The organism is Leptospira broomii serovar Hurstbridge str. 5399 (genome assembly GCF_000243715.2).
Taxonomy (GTDB): domain Bacteria; phylum Spirochaetota; class Leptospiria; order Leptospirales; family Leptospiraceae; genus Leptospira_B; species Leptospira_B broomii.
In genome coordinates, this window is sequence record NZ_AHMO02000008.1 from 261123 (window position 1) to 280242 (window position 19120).

Consider the following 19120-nt stretch of genomic DNA (forward strand, 5'->3'; position numbering starts at 1 on the left):
ATAATTAGACGAATAAAAAAACATCTCTACCCGGGAAAAAAACCGAGTCAAGAAAAGAGATCCTATGATTTTCCTCTCGCCTTGCAACTCATTTTCAAGAAAATATCAGCCATTGGAGCAGGAACAAAATTCGACGACCGCAGTACATCAGACTTGTACAGACTCGCCGACATTTCCTATTTAATATGCAAATTGAGGTATCGGATGATAGCTTGATCGACAAAACTAGTCAATAAATTTTGTTGTAATCTGTGGGATCTCCGGGCTCGGTTCCATAATAAAGTATCCTTGAGAATATTCTATACCTAGAGATTTAACCGCCTCGAATTCTTCCCGCGTGCCTACAAATTCAGCGATCACTTCCGCTCCGATTCTATGGGCAAGTTCCGTAATTGCAGACGTTAAAATATAGGCAGTGTGGTTTCTCTCCAGCGATTGGATAAATTTTCCGTCGATTTTGATATAATCCGGTTGAATTTCCAGCAAACGTGAGAAATTCGAGTGCTCTACACCGAAATCATCGATCGCAATCGAACAACCGATTTCCTTTAATCCGGTTATTACTTTAAAGTGATTCGGATTCCCTTTCAAACTCGCGGTTTCTAAGATCTCGAAAGCGACTCGAGGGGGATGAATTTTATAATGATCTAAACGACTCGCAACCCATTTCGGAAAACTCCCGCTTTCAAGTTCGGTTTCGGAAAGATTAATGGAGAAAGAAAACTCGGTGCCTGCAAAAGTTTTTAACGCTTTTTCGAATAAGATAGGGGTAATCATTCTTAGAAGCCCGGTTGATTTTGCCAAATAAATAAAAGAGGCCGGCGTATATACCCTTCCATCCTCTACAATTCTCGCAAGACACTCGAATTTCTCTATATTCCCGGTACCGTTATTCAAAATGCCTTGGAAATAAGGCACGATATTTCCCGTCCGGATCGCATTATTAAGTCTCTTTCCCAAATTTATATTGATTTGATAAAGGTCTTGGTCATCCATTTTTTCGGAATATTGCAATATTCCGGCCCCTAGAGTTTCCTCCGAGTCTTGACTGGCTCTGACCAAGGCAAGTCTTGCTTTATAATAGAGATCCTTAAAACCCTTAGCAGTCGCGATGGTAGCATTGATTCTAAAGGCGATTCCTTCGGTGGTCAAATAGTCCGAACGAAGTAAAATTTTAAATGCGATTAAATGCGGAAGAAATCTGTCCTCCGAAACTTTGGATAGAATGGCAACTTCGTCTTCGTAAACGTGGAATATTTCGCCGTAATTTCCTAAAATCGAATTCATCGAATCCAGAAACTTTTTTAAAAGATCTTTATATAAAGAAACACCGAAATGCTTCGTCGTCAAAGATGTGGATTCAATGCGCACCAAGGCGAGAATCGATTCTTCTTTGTCGGTTTCCTTCTCTTCCAATCTTCTTCTAAGATATTCTAAATTCGGTAAACCCGAATCCCGGTTATAAAGTAATGCGTGCTCCAACTTTCTATTCAATTCCAAGAGAGAAAGCTCCGCTTCGAAGGAACGAATAGCTTCCTTTACGGTCAAAATCAAATCCCTAGAGTCCCAAGGCTTCGAAAGATAACGGTATAGTTTTGCATGGTTCAATGCGTTCCCGACCGAATCGGCAGTCGCCTGTCCGGTTAACATGATTTTGCGTGTATTAGGATTGGATATTTGAATATGGATTAAAAATTCATCACCTCGAATTCCCGGCATCACCTGGTCGCTGATGACGACCGGAACATGTATGCCGGCCTTATTCGCTTCCTCTATGATGCTTAAGGCCAATTCGGCATTATCCGCGGCTTCTACCTGGTATTCCTTGCCAAAAGCCAGTTTCAGTTGTTCCTTCAATCCCCGGAGAATGATCAGTTCGTCATCCACACATAGAATTATCGACTTAGGTAACTCGGGAATATCGGGGATCAAACTTACATTATTTTCCATAGTAAGGAAGCGCTGATATAGGCATGCAATTAGACGTAAAAAAGGATTTCCCCACTTACGATTGAGTTATTTTTTACCAAGTAGGCAAAGTATTTTGGAAAAAAGGCGGCACAATGCGTATATTCTTTGAAAACGATAAAGAGATCCAAATCGAGGATTCCGACGGACTCCGCTCTTTGTTACAAATTTCATTAGCGGAAGGAATTCCGCATATTCATGCCTGTGGAGGAAACGCGAGATGTTCCACTTGTCGAGTATTGGTTTTAGAAGGCGTTGATAATTTATCCCCACGAAATGATAAGGAATCCGCTTTAGCGGAAAGAAAAGGCTTTCCTGAAAACGTGCGACTCGCCTGCCAATCAAGAGTTTTAGGGGATCTTAAAGTTAGAAGGCTAATCATCGACGATGCCGACCAGACTCTTGCTTCCACATCTTCGAACAGCGTTTCGGGAAAAGAAAAAGCGATTACCATTCTTTTTAGCGACATTCGAGGATTTACGACTTTCTCCGAATCCCATTTACCGTATGACGTAATACATATACTAAACCGGTATTTCTACCGGATGAGCGATAAAATCCTAAAGTATGGCGGGACGATCGATAAGTATATCGGCGACGGCTTAATGGCTGTTTTCGGATTGGAAGAATCCGAACCGCTCAAAACAAATTTAGCCGCAATTCGCAGCGCTCTCGAAATGAGAACCGAACTCGACAACTTGAATTCCTATCTAAAGGAACACTTTAATACCCAATTTGAAATCGGAGTCGGAATACATTATGGAACTGCAATATTGGGTCAACTAGGACATCCTTTACTAATGTCGTCGACTGCAATCGGAGATTCGGTTAATCAAGCTAGCCGGATCGAGTCCACTACCAAAAAAGCAGGCGCAAGATTGTTGATTTCGGAAAGCGTTTTTAGACTCGTTAAAGAAAGGGTTAAAAAAGGAAGAACCTTCGAGACAACTTTAAAAGGAAAAACAGGAAAATATAAAGTATATGAAATCTTAGGAATCACACGAGACTGCCGGGAGGAAATTTCCCAGGAGGCCAAATATAGAATTTGGGACTCCATAGATCTATCGGAAACCGGGAACTGGTTGACATTAGCCTTTCATGCATCCTTTATTTTTGCGGCGGATGGCTCGTGGCTAGGGCTGGACGGATCGATTCGTTTTCCAAGTTTGTTAAGCGACGAACTTAACCCCCGGATTCTGGCACATTTGAATACGTTGATCCGAATTCATGAAGAATTAAAAAGAGGATCGAAAGATTTGCACGAAAGCCGAATCCCTTCCTTATCCGATTTGATCGCATTTGCCGGCGCTCTTTCCGTTCAAAAATCCGGAGGCCCTAAAATTATGGATTTTTCCGGAAGACAGGATTCGGAATATCCGATCGGGCACATCGAATATCCGCCGAATAATCCGAATCTATCCGACAGCATCGATTATTATGCGAGGATGGAATTCGATACGAAAGAAATGGTCGCTCTATTCGGGGCAAAAACCATCGGAAGACATGAGAAAGGATTTTATACGGATACTCCGAACATATTCGATAACCGTTATTTTCAGGATCTGCTTTATGACGGCGGAACAAAAATGACTGCGGCGGATCGTGCTCTCCTAAGTTCCGAGGAAACGAAGAGGATCGTGACCGAATACGCCTTAAAAGAAGATAAATTCTTTTCGGCCTTTGAACATGCTTTCGTAAAACTCGTACGGGGAACGAAAATTTCCTAGATTTCTTGACTCTTTAGATTACCGCAAACGGTGGATCGATTTTACCGAGTAAAAGATAAAACGATTGGAAGAAAGCGAAGTCGTTTTTTATCTGGAGGATAGATGCGCTTCCAATCAGTTTTAGATACTCTCCCCATATACGAGGCCGGAAAACCGATCGAGTTAGTCGTAAGAGAATACGGAATTTCTCCGGATAAAGTTATCAAACTGGCCTCCAACGAAAATCCCTTCGGAGTCTCTCCAAAAGTCAAAGAAAAGGTCGCTCGATCGCTGGATAAAATGCCTTTGTATCCCGATGATACGTATCGAGAATTGAAAAACGCTTTATCCGAATGTTACGGGGTAAAACCTTCAAACGTCATCCAAGGAAATGGAAGCGATCAAATTTTCGATTTCGCGACTCGATCCGTTCTCGGACACGGGGACTACGTACTGCAAAACGGCAAAACATTCTCCATGTATTCGATATATTCGGAGCAATGCGGCGCAAAAGTAGTTTCCACCGATTCGATCGAACACGATCTGAATCAATTGCTGGATTTATACAAGCGATACCGGCCCAAATTGATATTCATCTGTACGCCTTGTAATCCCATCGGTGACGCTCTCAAAAAGAACGATGTCTATTCTTTCCTGGATCAAATTTCCGATGAAACATTGGTAGTTCTCGACGGAGCTTATATGGATTTTGGGAGAACCAGAGATCGAGAGACGGATATTCCGCCTGCCGAAATAATATCAAAATATCCGAATGTAGTTTATACCGGCACATTTTCAAAAGTGCACGGTCTGGGAGGAATGCGGATCGGATACGGCATCGCAAGCGAAGAGATCATTCGGGCATTTTATAAACTTCGCCCGCCGTTTAACGTGTCCCAGCTTTCACAATTAGCCGCAATCGAAGCGCTAAAGGATAAGGATTTTGTGGATTCGTACCTAAAATCCAATTTGGAAGAGTTGTCGAATTACGAATCCTTGGCCGATTCCAAAGGACTTCCCTACTTCCGATCCTATGCCAATTTCATTACGATTCGGTTGGAGGATGCAAAACTTTCTTCTAGGGAACTTTTCGAGACGTTACTGCGGGAAGGAATTATTTTAAGAAATCTTAAAAGCTACGGATTGAATGCGATTCGAATTACTGTCGGACGACCGGATCAAAACCGTATACTCCTGAATCGCCTAAAAGCGCTGCTTTAAATATTACTAATTATACGGTCGCCGAAGACGACTGCATAACGGAAAAATCATATCTCCCGAATAAGTAGGGAGATATGATTTTTTTTCTTATTTATCGTAAAGATCCGGACGTAAACGCACGACTTTTACGTCGGAAGTCCTAGCTATATTGGAATATAAAGGCTGATTTAGGCTATATTCCTTACGAACTGCTTCTAGTTTTTTAACGGGTTTCGCTTCTTCTTTTTTTATTCTTTCAGATTCGAACATTCGAAACCTCCCTTTTTCGTTTAGATTCTTAGGACCCTCAATCTTCCTTATAAGTTTCGTCAAAAAGAGTCGGATTCATGACACTAATTATGTCAAAAAATTACCGTCCTAAGGAACACTTATCAATATAAAACAGTTTTAATACGGATAAATTACGTTTACAGGGAAAAAAAATTAAATTTCCGGTGTTGAACTGATTTTTGGAGGAATTTCTCCCTAGTCGGAATTCGAATAGAGAAAACACTGATACTACGGAAAAGACAATAAGGGCGGAATAAAATGCTATATCAAATTCTCAATCGTAGCTCTTCCCTTTAAACTTTTTCCAAACCGATGCAAGATGCTCTCGAATTTTAGCTTCCATTCCGTTTCTGGTCGGCAAATAAAATTGAGGCGGATTATTCTTGAGGTCATCAGGGAAATATTCGAATTCGGTAAAGCCTCCGAAATCATGCGGATACTTATATCCCTGCCCGGCGCCTTCCTTCTTATGCAAGAATGTAGGCGCATTTTTCAAACGATTCGGGATATTCAAACTAGTTCCTCTTTCTTTCACGAACGAAGAAGCGGAAGAAATTCCTTTATACGAAGCGTTCGACTTAGGACAGGATGCAAGAAAGGTAGTAACTTGCGCCAATATGATTCTCCCCTCCGGCATTCCGATTGCTTCCAATGCTTGAAGACCGGACACGGCAAGGGGTAGGCCGTGAACGGAAGCGTTTCCTATATCTTCCGAAGCTAGAACGATCAGCCGCCTAGCGATAAAAATCGGATCCTCCCCGCCTTCAAGCATCAACGCTAGGTAAAAAAGTGCCGCATCCGGATCGCTTCCTCTTACGGATTTTATAAAAGCGGAAATTACGTCGTAATGACTTTCTCCGGTTTGATCGTATTCAATCACTCGACTTTCCAGGAAGGAGTTTACATCGGTTTCAGTGATTAATACGCCCGGATCCATAGAAAGAGCTAGGGCTTCCAATAAGGAGAGCAAACGTCGCGCGTCACCGCCCGAATATCGTATTAGAGTTTCCTTAGCGGTCTCCTCCAAACGAGGAGAAGGTTGTAAATTTCCGATTCCCCTTTCAAGAATCTCTTTCATTTCAGGAATTCCTAATGCTTCAAGCTTTAGAACCTGACAACGGGAGAGCAAGGGTCTGGTAATTCTAAACGAAGGACTTTCCGTCGTTGCTCCGATCAACACTAGGCTGCCGGTTTCGACGCCTTTGAGAAGACTGTCCTGTTGTGAGGAGCTGAATCGATGAATCTCGTCCAAGAATAGGAGAATACTTCCTCCCGATTCCGCTTTCTCTAAGAGTTTTTTAATATCGGCAACTCCCGTAGTCACCGCGTTATATTCCACAAACGGAAGTTTCCAAGTCTTTCCCAAAATCCTCGCGATCGTGGTCTTACCCGTTCCTGGCGGACCATATAGGATCATGCTTACGGGCTCTCTAAATTTTTGAAGTTGAGCTTTTGCTTTTTCCTGCCCGATTACTTCCGAAAAGACGGACGGTCTGATTCTATGTGGCAGCGGAGGACGATCGAAGAAACTATCCAAGTCCTTCTAGTTCCCTTTGAACTTTGCGAACGCACGAACGTATCGTAGAATTACAAACATCGCAGGCGCTATGACAGCAGACCAAGGATTGTTCCCGAATTTTTCCGTCCAAAACGTTCTCTACCAATTCTCCGACTCGGACGGGAAGACCGAACCAATCCAAATTTTCCAGGATTAGGTCTCGTTTGGTTTTCGGAAATAGTAAAGGAGATTCTTCCATAGAATTAGATAGGATCCGACGATTCGTTTTTCAAGCGTATCATTATTACCTTTAGACCGCTATCCAACCTCCTTTAATGAGGTAATAATAAATATAAAATCTAGGAATTCTAAATAAAGCTGCAAGCAAAAAGATTCTAAATTTCATCCCCATCGCTCCGGCAGCAACGCTTGTCCAAGAATACGGCAAAGGAGTCAAAGCGCCCAATACTACCGCCCAAAAACCGAAACGCTTAACATAAACCTCTAACTTTTCTTCGTGTGTTCTAAGAAAACGTGTAAACGAATCCAATTTAGGAAGCAAATATTTTCCCTGTGCATAGGAGCAGCATCCGGCGATCAAGGAGCCTATCGAAGCGGACGAAATCACCCAAACGTCGGAAAGTCCCGCAGCAACGGCGATAATCAGGAACGTATCCGGCGGGAAGAATATATGCACCGAATCGGCAATAAGAATAGCGATGCCCACTCCGAACGGGCCGGTAAAATCGATAAACGCTTTAGAAACCTGTAATACGGGTTCGTGAAAGAATCTTGCGAGTATAATGACTCCAACGAATAAAACAACGCTTGCAATAAGCGTTTGCTTCATCAAGCGGCCTAATACTTTTTCGGTCGAACTGGACGTTTCTGCTGTTTTCCTATTCAAACGATATCACCTACGATGAAACATCCGTTCCAAATCTTCCCGCGTTAGCTTGACTAATGTAGGTCTACCGTGGGGACATCGGGCGGGATTTTCGCAATAACTCAAACGGTTTAACAATTCGGCGATTAGATGATCCGATAACTGATCGCCTTTTTTTACGGCAGATCGACAAGCCACGCATTTTGCCATTAAATCGTAAAGTTCCGGTTCAGGGACTTCCTTTCCTCCGGTTCGATTCAAAAAATCTAATATGATTTCCTTTTCATGTCCCGGCAAAAAATATCCCGGAACTTCCCGGAGAACGAGGCTGTCTTCGCCCAGAGCGTCTAGCTTCAATCCCACTTCCTCGTATTCGGAGCCTCGGTCTTTGATATCTTCGGCCTCTTGTTTAGAGACGGGAATTCGAATTGGAGTGAGTAGAGGTTGAATACCGTAATTTTTCCGTTTCAGTTTTCGTAGGACTTCTTCGTAACGAATCCTTTCGTGTGCGGTATGCTGATCGATTATATAAAACCCGTCCTCTCCCTCGGCTAGAATAAACGTCTCGAAGAGTAAACCGAAATGCTTCTTAGGAATGAATTCTGCATGCTTGCGGGGTTGGTCCGTTAAATCATCCAGTCTCGAACCCGGACCGACCGTTTCCACCGAAAAGGAGGGAGAATGCCTTACTTCCTGGTATAATTCTCCGCCCAGTAATTGTTGATCGCCGGATCCGGTCGAAGAATAAGCCTGCAACGGCCCCCCGGTTTTGGGGCGCTCCGGTCGAAGAAGCCGATTTCTTAATTCCAGGAAACTGACCGGCGTACTGGAGCGTAGCTCCTTTTGTATCAGCTGTAGAAAGAAGGTATTAAAGGATTCCTCGTCTAAAAATCGAATCTCTTTCTTAGCGGGATGAACGTTAACGTCGATCGATTCCGGATCGACTTCAAAAAATAAAAAGCAATACGGATGAGCATTCGGCGGCAGGAGTTCATCATAACATTTTTTTAATAGATGAGAGGAATATTTTATCTCTACGGGACGATTATTAACGAAAGTAAACTGTCCGGTTCGATTGGATTTATAAAAGTCGGGGTCGCTTATATATCCCCATGCTTTCCAACCTCTCTTTTCGAGATTTACGTTTAATAAATGATCCCGAAAATTCTCTCCGAACAAATCGACGATTCTTTCTTTCTTTTCTTTCGCGGCAAGTCTATGGACTTCCTTTCCGTCCTGAACCAAGCGAAATCTGATTTCCTCTCGCGCCAACGCCTGGACCGTAAATCGATCCCGAATCCGTTTATCTTCCGAACGAACCGACTTCAAGAATTTCCTACGGACAGGAGTATTGTAAAACAGATCTTCGATTAAAATTCGAGTGCCTCGAAATCCGGGAATCGCTTCTTTGGAGAGAATTTTCCCTTTTTCCGTTCGAACCTTCCATGCGGTTTGACCGCCGGTTCCGGTTTCGAGGGTGAGTTTTGATACGGATGCTATTGAAGCTAAGGCTTCTCCTCGGAAACCGTAGGATAAGACAAGTTCCAAATCCCTTAAACTCTTGATTTTGCTTGTTGCATGTCGCTTTAGCGCGAGCTCGATATCTTCTTCCTCTATTCCGTGACCGTCATCGGAGATTAAAAGGGAAGTTAATCCGCCGTCTCTTGTTTCGACTTCGATGTAGGTCGCTCCGGCATCGACCGAATTCTCCATCAATTCCTTTAGAACGGAATGAGAAGATTCGATAACTTCGCCAGCCGCAATTTGGTTGATTAGGTCCGGGCTAAGTTCCTGTATCCGAGCCATAGGCTTGGACCCAGAATCCACGGCAGCTATCGGTATGTCAAGGGTGGATTTCAGGTTTGGAGAGACCTAACTCCAGGATAAAAACGGAACCTTTCCCGGGAACACTCTGCACTTGAATATCCCCGTCCATTTTCCTCGCGAGCGCACGACTTAGAGAAAGTCCAAGTCCGGCACCCTGGAAAGGTTTAGTTACTCCCGAATCCACCTGCTGGAAAGGAGTAAAAATAGCCTCCCAAAGATCCTGAGAAATTCCTATCCCGCTATCTTCCACCTCGAAGCGGAATCGATAGGTAAATTGGGTCGCACTGAGTAGCATGCCCGTAAACCGAATGAATCCTTCTTTCGTGAATTTTTCAGCGTTCTCTAGAAGTCCGATAATCATTCTCTTAAAGCGAACTTCGTCTCCGACGACTAAATCCGGTAGGTCGTCGGCTACTACCACGGAAAAGGCGATACCTTTTCGCTTAATAGGATCCTCCATGCGCATCGCAGCTTCGTAGACGGCGGCTCGTAAGTGAAACGGACGATTGATAAGGACGAGAGTTCCTTTTTCCAAACTGGAAGCATCCAACATCGTTCCCAAAATCAACATCATAGCATCCCCGCTTCGTTTCAGTAATTCGACCATCTCCTTCTGTTCGGGTTTCATGTCGCTATCCAATAGCATCTCAGTTATTCCCATAATTCCGTTCATAGGGGTTCGGACTTCGTGATCCACGTTGATTAGAAATTCGCTCTTCGCCCGATTCGCGGCCTCCGCTTCGTCTCTGGCCCATTCCAACTCTTTCGTTCTTTTCTTTACAAGTTCTTCCAAATCCATATTAAGAATTTCTTGAACTTCTTCTCTTTCTCTAAAACCGCTCAGAAGCTTATTCGACAGAGACAGCGCGTTGGACAGCACGAATATTCCCACGCCTACTCCGCTCAATTCCCAGGAATCCATTATTTCGGAGTGATAAAGCACTTCGCTGGCTAGAAAGAAAAGTAGAAACAGAAAGCCGACCAAATACAGGATGGCGCCGGGTCGTTTATTTCGAATCGCTTTAGCCAAAACGAATAAGGAACTCGCACCCATGCATACAAACGCTATGTAGGAAGGTCCGATGAGATACGAATAAATATCAGGACCCGTAAATAACGTTATTATAATAAATATCGCCGCCGTGGAATATCCGACCTTTAAAAGTATCCTCCCGGCATCGATCGGAAAAACCGAATATAAAAAATGCAAAGCCAGAGGCATTCCGATGAACCAGGAAATAAATTCCGTCCGCAAATAAATTTCCGGCCCGACATCGAAGTGCTCCGGAAATAACCGAACACCTGTAGAGTATAATCTCAAGAAAACCGTCAGAGAGAATAAGCCTAAAACGAAAGCCGAAGAATCCTTTTTATAAAAAACGGATACGAAAATGTGAAATAAACCTAAAAAAAGAAGGCCCCCGGCTAAAAGCGATTCAAGATCTCTCCGATCCTGATAGTATCGATTAACGCATTCCGGTTCGCCGAAAATCGGAGGCTTCCATAGGCCTCCTTTTCTATAATTATAGTTGGAAATTTCAAAGTCCAGGTTCGCCTTTTTTTCCCAGGGAGGAAGAGTCACATAACGTGTTAATAATGCGAGAGCCTCCGGTGAAGGATCTCCTACTCTACCGACTTCCGAAATAATTTTCCCGTCAAAAATGATTCGATAGTTCGTTCCTTGATCGAAACTGACCAACCGAAGGTTACCTACGCTTCCTTGAGAGATTAGCTCTAAGCGATAAAGGGCCTTCCCGTATTTCGGAAGAACTTTTCCCTGCCAGGTTTCTCCAGCCCAACTTCCAGGACTGATTTGGGTGGAAAATACCGGAGGATTTTCCGGAATCTCCGTACTAGGAGCCTCGCCCAACCAAGCGAATTTCCACTGGCCCGTCAACCGGAAGCAATCACCTCTACCCGCCGACTTGGTTTTGTCCCAGTCTAAAACTCCGTTTTCAAGAATTGCTCCCTTAGGAAAAGGACGACAGTAAAGAAATAGAAACAGAATGAGAAACGGAAAGATTCTGATATGTAAGTTTGTTCCCATTCGAGTTAGGTTGAAGATTCCGATATTAACGGGAAAACGTCTACGATTTCCCGGAGAAAATTTACGAAAAAGACTACTGAGAATCGGCTTGTGATTTAATAAACGGAGCCTTTGGAGATAAAAAATATCCGCTTAAGGATGCGAACAAAACCGGCGTGAAACTCGAAACTCCCGTTAAATCGGCCAATAAAATTGTAGTGCTGATCGGCGTTTTAGTAACGGATGCATTGACCGAAGCCATTAAACATATCAACAAAAAAGATTCGTTCTCAGTCGGAAAGAAATCCATAAAAAACCTACCGGAGGCCGCACCGATAAAGAACAGAGGAATAATAATCCCTCCCCTCCAACCGCTCGACACAGTCGTGTTGATTGCTAGAATTTTTAGAAGGACCAAACTTCCGAAAAACACCCAATCCCCTTTCGTAACTACGATTTGATTCAGCTGATCGTGGCCGAAATATCGTGTTAGAGGTTGGTAGAATGCTATGCATCCTAGAATCAATCCTCCTAGCGCCGTCTTGACAAAGATCGGACCGGGAATTTTGGAAAAGGAGAATTTAGTAGTGCGAAATACTCCGTAAAAAATCCAGCCGATTCCCGCTCCCGCCACTCCGAAAGCGAGTGCATTTTCAAAATCTTCGATCCCGCCTGGAACATATTGGGGGAATTGCCATGTAGGTCCGATGCCCATATCCGTCATCCATAGAAACACGAAGTAAGCGGAACAGCTGGAAAGAAAGGCGGGCAGTAACGCCTCATAATACTCTACTACATGTCGGTGCTGGAGTATTTCGAGTGCGAACAAAGCGCCTCCTAAAGGAGAACCGAATAGAGAAGTAAAACCGGCAGCCATTCCGGCGATCGTCATAGAGCGAACCTCTTCTCCTTCCAGCCCGAGTCTCTCTGCGAACCAACTACCAAATGATCCTGTGATTTGAACCAAGGGAGCCTCGGGGCCGGCGCTTCCTCCGGAGGAAATGCTAAGAAGGGACGAAATAGTCATCGAAGGATTATTCTTAGGATCTAATTTTCCTCCACGAAACCGTATATTATCGATTACTAATGAAATTTCGCCCGGTTCCCCTAACCAATATATCAAAAGGCCTATCAACAAACCCGAACCGGTCATAAGGGCGATGACCCATACGCCTTCGACCTTTCCTAAAAATAAAGTCAGGTACTCCAAACATTTCCAGAAGAGCGCTGCGAATAGACCGCCGAAAATTCCCAGGAGTATGTAAAGAATACTCCATCTAGAAAGCATAAAGGGGTTTTTTTTGGAAATTACGAAGATCGGATTTCTAAAGAAGGAACGGACTTTGTCCATAACTTTGGTTAGACGAAAATTACGGATTTATCTTTGCGAGAAATAATAGTGCCGATTCTTCTAACACTTTCGCCCTTTTCTTCCAAATTCTTCTGCGCTGCCGCTTCTGAATCGGGGGAAACAATTACGATATACCCTACACCCATATTGAACGTGGAATAGAGTTCTTTTTCTTCGATCTGTGGGAAGTCCTTTCTCAATTTTTCAAAGAAGGGGTTGGAAGGCAAACTCTCCCGTTCAATCGAAATTCCGCAGTCATTCGGAAGAACACGCGGGATATTTTCGTAGAATCCCCCTCCCGTTATGTGAACCATTCCTTTTACTTCCACTTTCTTTATTAGATTCAGAATGCTTTGCACATAGATTCGAGTCGGCCTAAGTGCGAATTCTCTTAAGAACTCCACTGTCGAAGGATCCGATGGGAGCTTTCTACCTTCCGGTAAATACAACTTTCGAATGAAGGAAAAGCCGTTACTATGAGGACCCGAAGATTCCAAACCGAGAACTACGTCTCCGGGACGAATTTTCGAACCATCGATCATATCCTGTTTTTCCACGGCCCCGACTGCGAAACCGGCTAAATCATACTCGTCTTCTTCCATTGTGCCGGGATGTTCCGCAGTTTCGCCGCCAAGAAGAGCTGCGCCTGATAAGCGACATCCTTTCACGATTCCGGAAACGATTCGTTCCATTCGAGGCGGGTCTAATTTTCCGCAGGCGATATAATCTAAGAAAAATAGCGGTTCGCCGCCGGAGACAAGAATATCATTCACGCACATCGCGACTAAATCGATACCGACTGTGTCATGGATTCCGAACAGACGAGCTAATTCTAATTTAGTCCCGACTCCATCAGTACCTGAAAGTAAAATTGGATTCTTATAATTCTTTAGGAATGTAACATCAAAGCCGCCGGAAAAACCACCTAAACCGCCTACCACTCGAGGTCCGTGCGAGGATTCTACGTTTTCTTTGATTCTTCTAACGAAGTCTTGGCCGGCCTCGGTGTCTACTCCGGCGCTTTTATAAGTGATCTTGCTTTCCATCCTACCCGCTCGGGAACAGGATTCCCGAGCCGAGTCTTCTGGACAGAAAAAAAAGGAGATTTAAAAAAGTAGCCAGTTTATGATTCGGAACGACAGGACCGCGACATTATTTCATTTGATCGATTTGTTGCATGGCTGAAAGTTCGGCCTCTGCAGCAGTCCTTGTCGCCAAAGGCGATAATCCCGGTTTTAGGTCGACTGCCTCTCCCGCCTTTACTAAAACTCGAGCCTCGTCGGTTTTTCGAGTAATCAAAACGCTACCCTCGCGAACGGCAAACGTTCCGGTTTCGGCGGATCGATTCACCTGCCCCCAAAACTGGGTTCCTCGAACGGCAGCAACTACGGCAGGAGTATCCACCGAAATGGATTGGTTTTTGGAAAGTTTAACTACTTTTACGAGGATATTGCCTTCGTTAACCTTTAGATATGCCTGGTCGGCTTTTAAAGCCGCAACGGAGGCTTCCGTATTGCCCAACAGGCGAATCGTACCCAGCGGGGTAGTCAAATCCACAAGTCCGTCTTTTGCAGTCACTATCGTGTCGTGTTCGGAGACGGCATCATCCAATTTCAGATCTTTACCCGATTTCCCGACCGTTACCTTTCCCGTTAGAAACGTGACGATTCCCTGGGATGTTCCTTCCGATTTCGGTTTACAGCCGTAAATTACGGCGAAAAGAGTAAGCGTTATACTTAGAATTTTTGCGAGCCGGTTCATAGAGTACCGTAACTTAGATTGTTATGGAGACGGAGGGAACTAAAAAAAAGGGGGATTGGAAAAAAATTCTTACCGAAAGTTTTGCGCGTATCACTCGTTTTCGTGGAGTAATCGTTTGCCCAATAAGTAAGCATCACTCCCTTTTTCCCTTCCGGAAAAGAAAAGTTCGAAGCTGGAAGTTCCGGGAAATCGTTCTAATTGCAAAGAGCGAATCAAATGCTTCGTGGTTCCTTCGTTCCCGTCGTGTAAAATCGCCTCCGGATAAACGGATAAAAGTAAGCTTTTTAAAAAAACATAATGCGTGCACCCTAAAACAAGCGTGCGAATGCCTTCTAACTTAATGGGGTCCAGAATTTTCCTTAAAAAAGTCTCCGCTTCCTCGAATCTGCCCAAATCGACGAGAGTGGCAAGACCGTCGCAATTCAAATGAACGATTCTTTCTTCGGCCGAAAGTGATAGTTTCAAGTTTCGTAATTTCTCTTCCCGATGAGTAACGGACGTTGCGAGTAATGCGATTTTTTCATTGGGATGCGTAAGTAGCGCCGGTTTAATTGCAGGCTCCATTCCGAATACCGGTATCGGAAGTTCGGCTCGCAGTTCGGACGCAGCGGCGGAAGTTGCAGTATTACAGGCCAGAAGTATCGCGTTTACTTCCTGAGAAAGCAATTCCGAGCAAACGTTTCTAGTGAGCACGAGCACTTCATCGGTACTTCGTTCCCCGTAAGGCGCGTTTCCTAGATCGCCATAATAAACGTAATGCGCGCGATACGGAAGAGAAAGAAGCATCCGCAGGACCGAAAGCCCGCCCATCCCGGAATCCATGACTCCGATTTTAATTGGAATTCCGTCTCGGTTTTCCATTGCAGCCTTACGCCGAGCGAATGTATTCCTCTATGCTACTTCGAAGTGTGGAGTAAATCCAACGAAACTTGTCTTCGTTTTCTTCCAAGAGAGTCACTCTGAATCCATGACGATTGGTGCAGAAGGAAGATAAAGGAACTACGCAAATTCCTGCCGAAGCAAGTAGAAAGTATACGAACCTACGATCGTTCGCGCATTTCTCTAATAGAGGGTGAATGAATTCTGCGGCCTGAAGGTTTGCAACCGGCAATGACATCTTCTCATTTAGAACACCTTCATCAAAGGCGACGGTAAGATAGAATGCTCCTTTCGGTTCCACGACTCGGACTCCTTTGAGACCGTCAAAATATTGGGTTGCGAGCTTTGCTCTTTTTTTAAATTTTTCGTTTCTCGACTTTAGATGCGGAATAAATTCGGGATGAGAATACACTTGAGGAATCGCCATTTGAGGCAAAGTCGTAGAGCAGACTTCCAGCATCTTCGCATCTAAGAGAGATTTCACGTAGCGAGCAAAGACAGGATCCTTATCCTTATTGAAAATCTCAATCCAACCGCAGCGTCCACCAGGCCAAGGAAACTCTTTGGAAATGGAACGCAATGCCAGGCCGCATACCTTGTCACCGATCACTTCGGAGAGATGAATCGTTCCGGTCTCGGAGTAATTTACGTGGGCGTAAGTTTCATCGCAAACGATCATAACGTCGTATTTTTCGGCTATGGAAACGATCTGACGCATTACATCTTTTCCATATACTGCGCCCGTCGGATTGTCCGGATTGATGAGTAGAATTCCCGCGATCGAATCGTTGTATCTTACTTTGTTTTCTATATCCTCCAAATCCGGCATCCAACCTCTTTCGGGAAGAAGATTGTACGTCATGTGCTCATAGCCGGAATGCGCCGCTTCTGCCGAAGAAAGGGTGGAATATGCCGGACTAGGTCCGAGGACCCGGGCTTCCCGTCTCATAAAACCGAATATTTTAGCGACGGCATCGCCGAGACCGTTGAAAAACAAAAGATCGTCGGAAGTGATTTGAGCGCCGCCTCTTTCATTTACTTTTTCGGCGAGAAATTTGCGCGTTTTTTCGTATCCTTGCGTCGCGGTGTACGCCCAAGATAGATCCTCCAGAATAAGATCAGCAACGATCTTCTTCATCCAAGGCGCGACCTTCTCCCCTTTTTGAATAGGGTCGCCGATATTTTCGTAGGTGACTTGAACGCCTAAAGCTTCCAGCTTTTTAGCGACTGCAACGATCTGACGGATCTCATAGATGAGAGCATCCGCACCGCTATGAACGATATTTCTTCTCATATCCCGCCTGGTAGGTCCTTTTTTATTTTTGCACTAATCGGACCACGAGTTCTTGGAGACTTTTTTCCCTGTAAATTCTGAGCTTAAGCCTCCCCCCTAATCCCACTATTCCGACCTGCTCCCGAAGATCATTAATATTTTTTACGGGTAGTCCGTTCGCCTCTAGTATGAAGTCATACCGTTTGAGTCCCGAAGATTCTGCAGAAGAGCCAGCTTCTATATCGTAAACGAGAACACCGGTCCAGTCGTCCGGAATACCTAAGGCCTTCCGGTGGTCAGCGAGAGGAACCGTCGCCATAACGCCTAGAGTTGCGGGACGAATAATTCTCCCTTTGTTTTCCTGAATCAATTGAATGATTTTCTTAGCATAATTCATCGGAATCGCGAAACCGATTCCGGTATTCCGTCCCGTATCACTTCGGATGAGTCGATTGATACCGATAACCTCTCCATAAATATTTAAGAGCGGCCCGCCACTGGAGCCGGGATTGATCATGCTATCGATCTGAATATGCGTTTGCCCAGTTTCATCCAAATCTTCCCTGTATTTTGCAGAGACTACGCCAACCGAGAAAGATCGTTCTAGACCGAACGGTGAGCCGATCGCAATAGCCCAATCACCGACTTCGATATCGTCCGAATTTCCAAAACGCACAGGTTTCAACCCGGAACCTTCGCGAATTTTTAAAAGGGAAATATCGGCTCGCTCGTGACTCCCGACGAACTTTGCCGGAAAGACACTCCCGTCCGAAGTAATGACTTCTATGCTTTCTGCTCCTTCGATCACATGAAAATTCGTAACGATATATCCTTTTTCATGAATTAGAAAACCGCTTCCGAAAGATGCAAGCCGCTCGTTTCTATAATCGAAATAATGATAAGGACTTACGATAAGATCCGATTTTTTTGTACGAATCGATACTACTGAATCTTTTGCAAGTCTGTAAACGTTACGGAATGCGTTTTGGAGTTCGATCCCGGCTTTCTGCTCTCCATAGTTGAGGGGTTTATCTCCACGGAAAAAGGAAGACAAGCCCCCTTCGCCCGGAAGAATTAGGATAAGAATCAAAAGAACCGCCAGCCCGGCGTTCACAACCAGAACTGGAGGAAGAGAGAATCGCATGAAAACTACCTTGGCCCATCCTATAGCCAGGTTGGCAAATCGTCGACTCGGATTCTCCAGAGACCGTTTACCGGTTCCTATCCTTTTCCTATTCTGGATCTCTTCTCAAGGCTGCATTCCCTATCTCTTTCATATCGGTAAGGAGCAGGCAAAAATCGTTATGCAAAAGCGACCATTCGAGGAAGTTCTTTCGGATCCTTCCGTCTCTGAAAAAACGAAGGAGAAATTAAAGGAAGTGGAACGAATCAGAGATTTTGGAATACGGTCCTTGGCCCTGTCCCCAAAAGGCGGTTTCAAAAGTTTCGTTTCATTGGATCGTAATGCGGTCGGCTGGCATGTAAGCGCTTGTCATCCTTTAAGATTCGAATCCTATACTTGGTGGTTTCCAATCGTCGGTTCCGTTCCTTATAAAGGCTATTTTTCTCTGGAAAAAGCGAAGGAAGAAGAAACGCGACTGAAGGAAGAAGGCTGGGAGACTCGAGTGAGAATTACCGCCGGTTACTCAACTCTAGGTTGGTTTGAAGACCCATTATTTTCTCCGCAGTTATACGACGATCGGGCGGACCTTTCCGCATTAGTTTTGCATGAAATGGCTCATGCAACCGTCTATTTTCCGGGAGATAGCGTCTTTAACGAAAGTTATGCGAGCTTTGTAGAAGAGATCGGAACGAAATCTTATTTATTTTCGATCGGAGGCAGACAACTTGTAGAGGCTCGTGAATCTTCGGAACAGGAACGGGAGCAATATAAGAAGCTCTTACATGCAACCGCAGAATCTCTGAAAAATATTTATTCGAAGGGCGGCTCCGACGAGCAAATACGTAAAGAGAAAAGCGAAATTCTTTCGTCCTTTAAGACGGAACTTGGTCAGCGGAATTGGAGGACTATAAACGGTAAAAAACTCTCAGAACGTGATTGGAATAACGAGGATTTCATCGGACTGCTTCGCTATCATTCCGGCTCGGTTTTTTTTGAAAGGAAATTTCAGGACGTAGGCCGAGATTTCGGAAAATTCCATGAAGAAATGCGTAAACTAATTTCACTCTCTTCAGCGGAAAGGAAGATCCTATTAGACGAAGAAAAGAATTAGATATATGTAATATACTGCTTGAATTGAGTGTGGGCCCGCCCTTCCTGGGTGGGGGATGGGGGCGGTTTTACAGAAAATCTCATTTACCTGAAAATATCCGAACTGTCAAGAAAACAATGCGCCGAAATCCGTGTAGGAGCTCCTACAAAATTGCATATACAAAAAATACTTGAAACTTTTTTAAACCCGTGATAAACGCGCGCGTCGGCTTTGTAAGGCG

Annotated in this window: 16 protein-coding genes; 3 read left to right on the forward strand and 13 right to left on the reverse strand. The window is 44.4% G+C overall.

Going from position 1 to position 19120, the window contains the following annotated elements:
• Positions 1 to 225 precede the first annotated feature (225 nt).
• On the reverse strand, positions 226 to 1950 hold the full coding sequence (locus LEP1GSC050_RS06610) for an EAL domain-containing protein (RefSeq protein ID WP_040911205.1): 1725 nt from the start codon (positions 1948 to 1950) through the stop codon (positions 226 to 228).
• A 113-nt stretch (positions 1951 to 2063) separates the two neighbouring features.
• On the opposite strand from LEP1GSC050_RS06610, the gene LEP1GSC050_RS06615 reads away from it, so the two are divergent.
• Together LEP1GSC050_RS06615 and hisC are read left to right on the forward strand one after the other, a co-directional pair.
• Positions 2064 to 3695 carry a peroxidase family protein gene (locus LEP1GSC050_RS06615; protein ID WP_010570459.1) on the forward strand — a complete coding sequence of 544 codons (1632 nt, stop codon included), beginning with the start codon at positions 2064 to 2066 and terminating at the stop codon, positions 3693 to 3695.
• A gap of 102 nt (positions 3696 to 3797) precedes the next feature.
• Positions 3798 to 4895 (forward strand): histidinol-phosphate transaminase, encoded by a 1098-nt coding sequence (hisC, locus tag LEP1GSC050_RS06620; RefSeq protein WP_010570460.1) that lies wholly within the window; start codon positions 3798 to 3800, stop codon positions 4893 to 4895.
• Positions 4896 to 4982: 87 nt separating this feature from the next.
• On the opposite strand, the gene LEP1GSC050_RS20940 is transcribed toward hisC, so the two are convergent.
• From LEP1GSC050_RS20940 to LEP1GSC050_RS06675, 12 genes are all read right to left on the reverse strand, one after another.
• The gene (locus LEP1GSC050_RS20940; RefSeq protein WP_020987513.1) at positions 4983 to 5144 is read right to left on the reverse strand and encodes a hypothetical protein; all 162 of its coding nucleotides are present in this window, start codon (positions 5142 to 5144) and stop codon (positions 4983 to 4985) included.
• A 295-nt stretch (positions 5145 to 5439) separates the two neighbouring features.
• Positions 5440 to 6702, reverse strand: coding sequence for a replication-associated recombination protein A (locus LEP1GSC050_RS06625; RefSeq protein WP_010570461.1), 1263 nt, complete (start codon positions 6700 to 6702; stop codon positions 5440 to 5442).
• Entirely contained in the window at positions 6695 to 6922 is a 228-nt protein-coding gene (locus tag LEP1GSC050_RS06630; protein ID WP_010570462.1) for a hypothetical protein, read from the reverse strand. The genes LEP1GSC050_RS06625 and LEP1GSC050_RS06630 overlap by 8 nt, the downstream gene beginning before the upstream one ends.
• 51 nt (positions 6923 to 6973) lie before the next feature.
• Positions 6974 to 7513: a YqaA family protein gene (locus LEP1GSC050_RS06635; RefSeq protein ID WP_232225772.1), complete on the reverse strand. Its 540-nt coding sequence runs from the start codon at positions 7511 to 7513 to the stop codon at positions 6974 to 6976.
• A gap of 63 nt (positions 7514 to 7576) precedes the next feature.
• A complete protein-coding gene (mutL, locus tag LEP1GSC050_RS06640; protein WP_010570464.1) occupies positions 7577 to 9355 on the reverse strand; it encodes a DNA mismatch repair endonuclease MutL in 1779 nt (592 codons plus the stop codon).
• Between the two features lie 37 nt (positions 9356 to 9392).
• Positions 9393 to 11423, reverse strand: a complete 2031-nt coding sequence (locus LEP1GSC050_RS06645) for a sensor histidine kinase (RefSeq protein WP_010570465.1) — start codon at positions 11421 to 11423, stop codon at positions 9393 to 9395.
• A 73-nt stretch (positions 11424 to 11496) separates the two neighbouring features.
• A complete protein-coding gene (locus LEP1GSC050_RS06650; protein ID WP_020987697.1) occupies positions 11497 to 12753 on the reverse strand; it encodes a chloride channel protein in 1257 nt (418 codons plus the stop codon).
• Positions 12754 to 12761: 8 nt separating this feature from the next.
• On the reverse strand, positions 12762 to 13799 hold the full coding sequence (gene purM, locus LEP1GSC050_RS06655) for a phosphoribosylformylglycinamidine cyclo-ligase (RefSeq protein WP_010570467.1): 1038 nt from the start codon (positions 13797 to 13799) through the stop codon (positions 12762 to 12764).
• 106 nt (positions 13800 to 13905) lie between these two features.
• Positions 13906 to 14514 (reverse strand): adhesin Lsa19, encoded by a 609-nt coding sequence (gene lsa19, locus LEP1GSC050_RS06660; protein WP_010570468.1) that lies wholly within the window; start codon positions 14512 to 14514, stop codon positions 13906 to 13908.
• 90 nt (positions 14515 to 14604) lie between these two features.
• On the reverse strand, positions 14605 to 15375 hold the full coding sequence (gene murI / locus LEP1GSC050_RS06665; RefSeq protein ID WP_010570469.1) for a glutamate racemase: 771 nt from the start codon (positions 15373 to 15375) through the stop codon (positions 14605 to 14607).
• A gap of 7 nt (positions 15376 to 15382) precedes the next feature.
• Positions 15383 to 16687: a pyridoxal phosphate-dependent aminotransferase gene (locus tag LEP1GSC050_RS06670; protein ID WP_010570470.1), complete on the reverse strand. Its 1305-nt coding sequence runs from the start codon at positions 16685 to 16687 to the stop codon at positions 15383 to 15385.
• A gap of 22 nt (positions 16688 to 16709) precedes the next feature.
• Positions 16710 to 17810 (reverse strand): S1C family serine protease, encoded by a 1101-nt coding sequence (locus LEP1GSC050_RS06675; protein ID WP_010570471.1) that lies wholly within the window; start codon positions 17808 to 17810, stop codon positions 16710 to 16712.
• On the opposite strand from LEP1GSC050_RS06675, the gene LEP1GSC050_RS06680 reads away from it, so the two are divergent.
• Positions 17809 to 18900, forward strand: a complete 1092-nt coding sequence (locus LEP1GSC050_RS06680; RefSeq protein WP_010570472.1) for an aminopeptidase — start codon at positions 17809 to 17811, stop codon at positions 18898 to 18900. The two genes, LEP1GSC050_RS06675 and LEP1GSC050_RS06680, sit on opposite strands and share 2 nt — an antisense overlap.
• Positions 18901 to 19120: the final 220 nt, after the last annotated feature.

Bases quoted from the DNA above. Each gene is read 5' to 3' on its own strand.
- LEP1GSC050_RS06610 (WP_040911205.1), bottom strand. From the start codon at position 1,950: ATGGAAAATAATGTAAGTTTGATCCCCGATATTCCCGAGTTACCTAAG.
- LEP1GSC050_RS06615 (WP_010570459.1), top strand. From the start codon at position 2,064: ATGCGTATATTCTTTGAAAACGATAAAGAGATCCAAATCGAGGATTCC.
- hisC (WP_010570460.1), top strand. From the start codon at position 3,798: ATGCGCTTCCAATCAGTTTTAGATACTCTCCCCATATACGAGGCCGGA.
- LEP1GSC050_RS20940 (WP_020987513.1), bottom strand. From the start codon at position 5,144: ATGTTCGAATCTGAAAGAATAAAAAAAGAAGAAGCGAAACCCGTTAAA.
- LEP1GSC050_RS06630 (WP_010570462.1), bottom strand. From the start codon at position 6,922: ATGGAAGAATCTCCTTTACTATTTCCGAAAACCAAACGAGACCTAATC.
- LEP1GSC050_RS06635 (WP_232225772.1), bottom strand. From the start codon at position 7,513: ATGAAGCAAACGCTTATTGCAAGCGTTGTTTTATTCGTTGGAGTCATT.
- mutL (WP_010570464.1), bottom strand. From the start codon at position 9,355: ATGGCTCGGATACAGGAACTTAGCCCGGACCTAATCAACCAAATTGCG.
- LEP1GSC050_RS06645 (WP_010570465.1), bottom strand. From the start codon at position 11,423: ATGGGAACAAACTTACATATCAGAATCTTTCCGTTTCTCATTCTGTTT.
- LEP1GSC050_RS06650 (WP_020987697.1), bottom strand. From the start codon at position 12,753: ATGGACAAAGTCCGTTCCTTCTTTAGAAATCCGATCTTCGTAATTTCC.
- purM (WP_010570467.1), bottom strand. From the start codon at position 13,799: ATGGAAAGCAAGATCACTTATAAAAGCGCCGGAGTAGACACCGAGGCC.
- lsa19 (WP_010570468.1), bottom strand. From the start codon at position 14,514: ATGAACCGGCTCGCAAAAATTCTAAGTATAACGCTTACTCTTTTCGCC.
- murI (WP_010570469.1), bottom strand. From the start codon at position 15,375: ATGGAAAACCGAGACGGAATTCCAATTAAAATCGGAGTCATGGATTCC.
- LEP1GSC050_RS06670 (WP_010570470.1), bottom strand. From the start codon at position 16,687: ATGAGAAGAAATATCGTTCATAGCGGTGCGGATGCTCTCATCTATGAG.
- LEP1GSC050_RS06680 (WP_010570472.1), top strand. From the start codon at position 17,809: ATGAAAACTACCTTGGCCCATCCTATAGCCAGGTTGGCAAATCGTCGA.
- LEP1GSC050_RS06675 (WP_010570471.1), bottom strand. From the start codon at position 17,810: ATGCGATTCTCTCTTCCTCCAGTTCTGGTTGTGAACGCCGGGCTGGCG.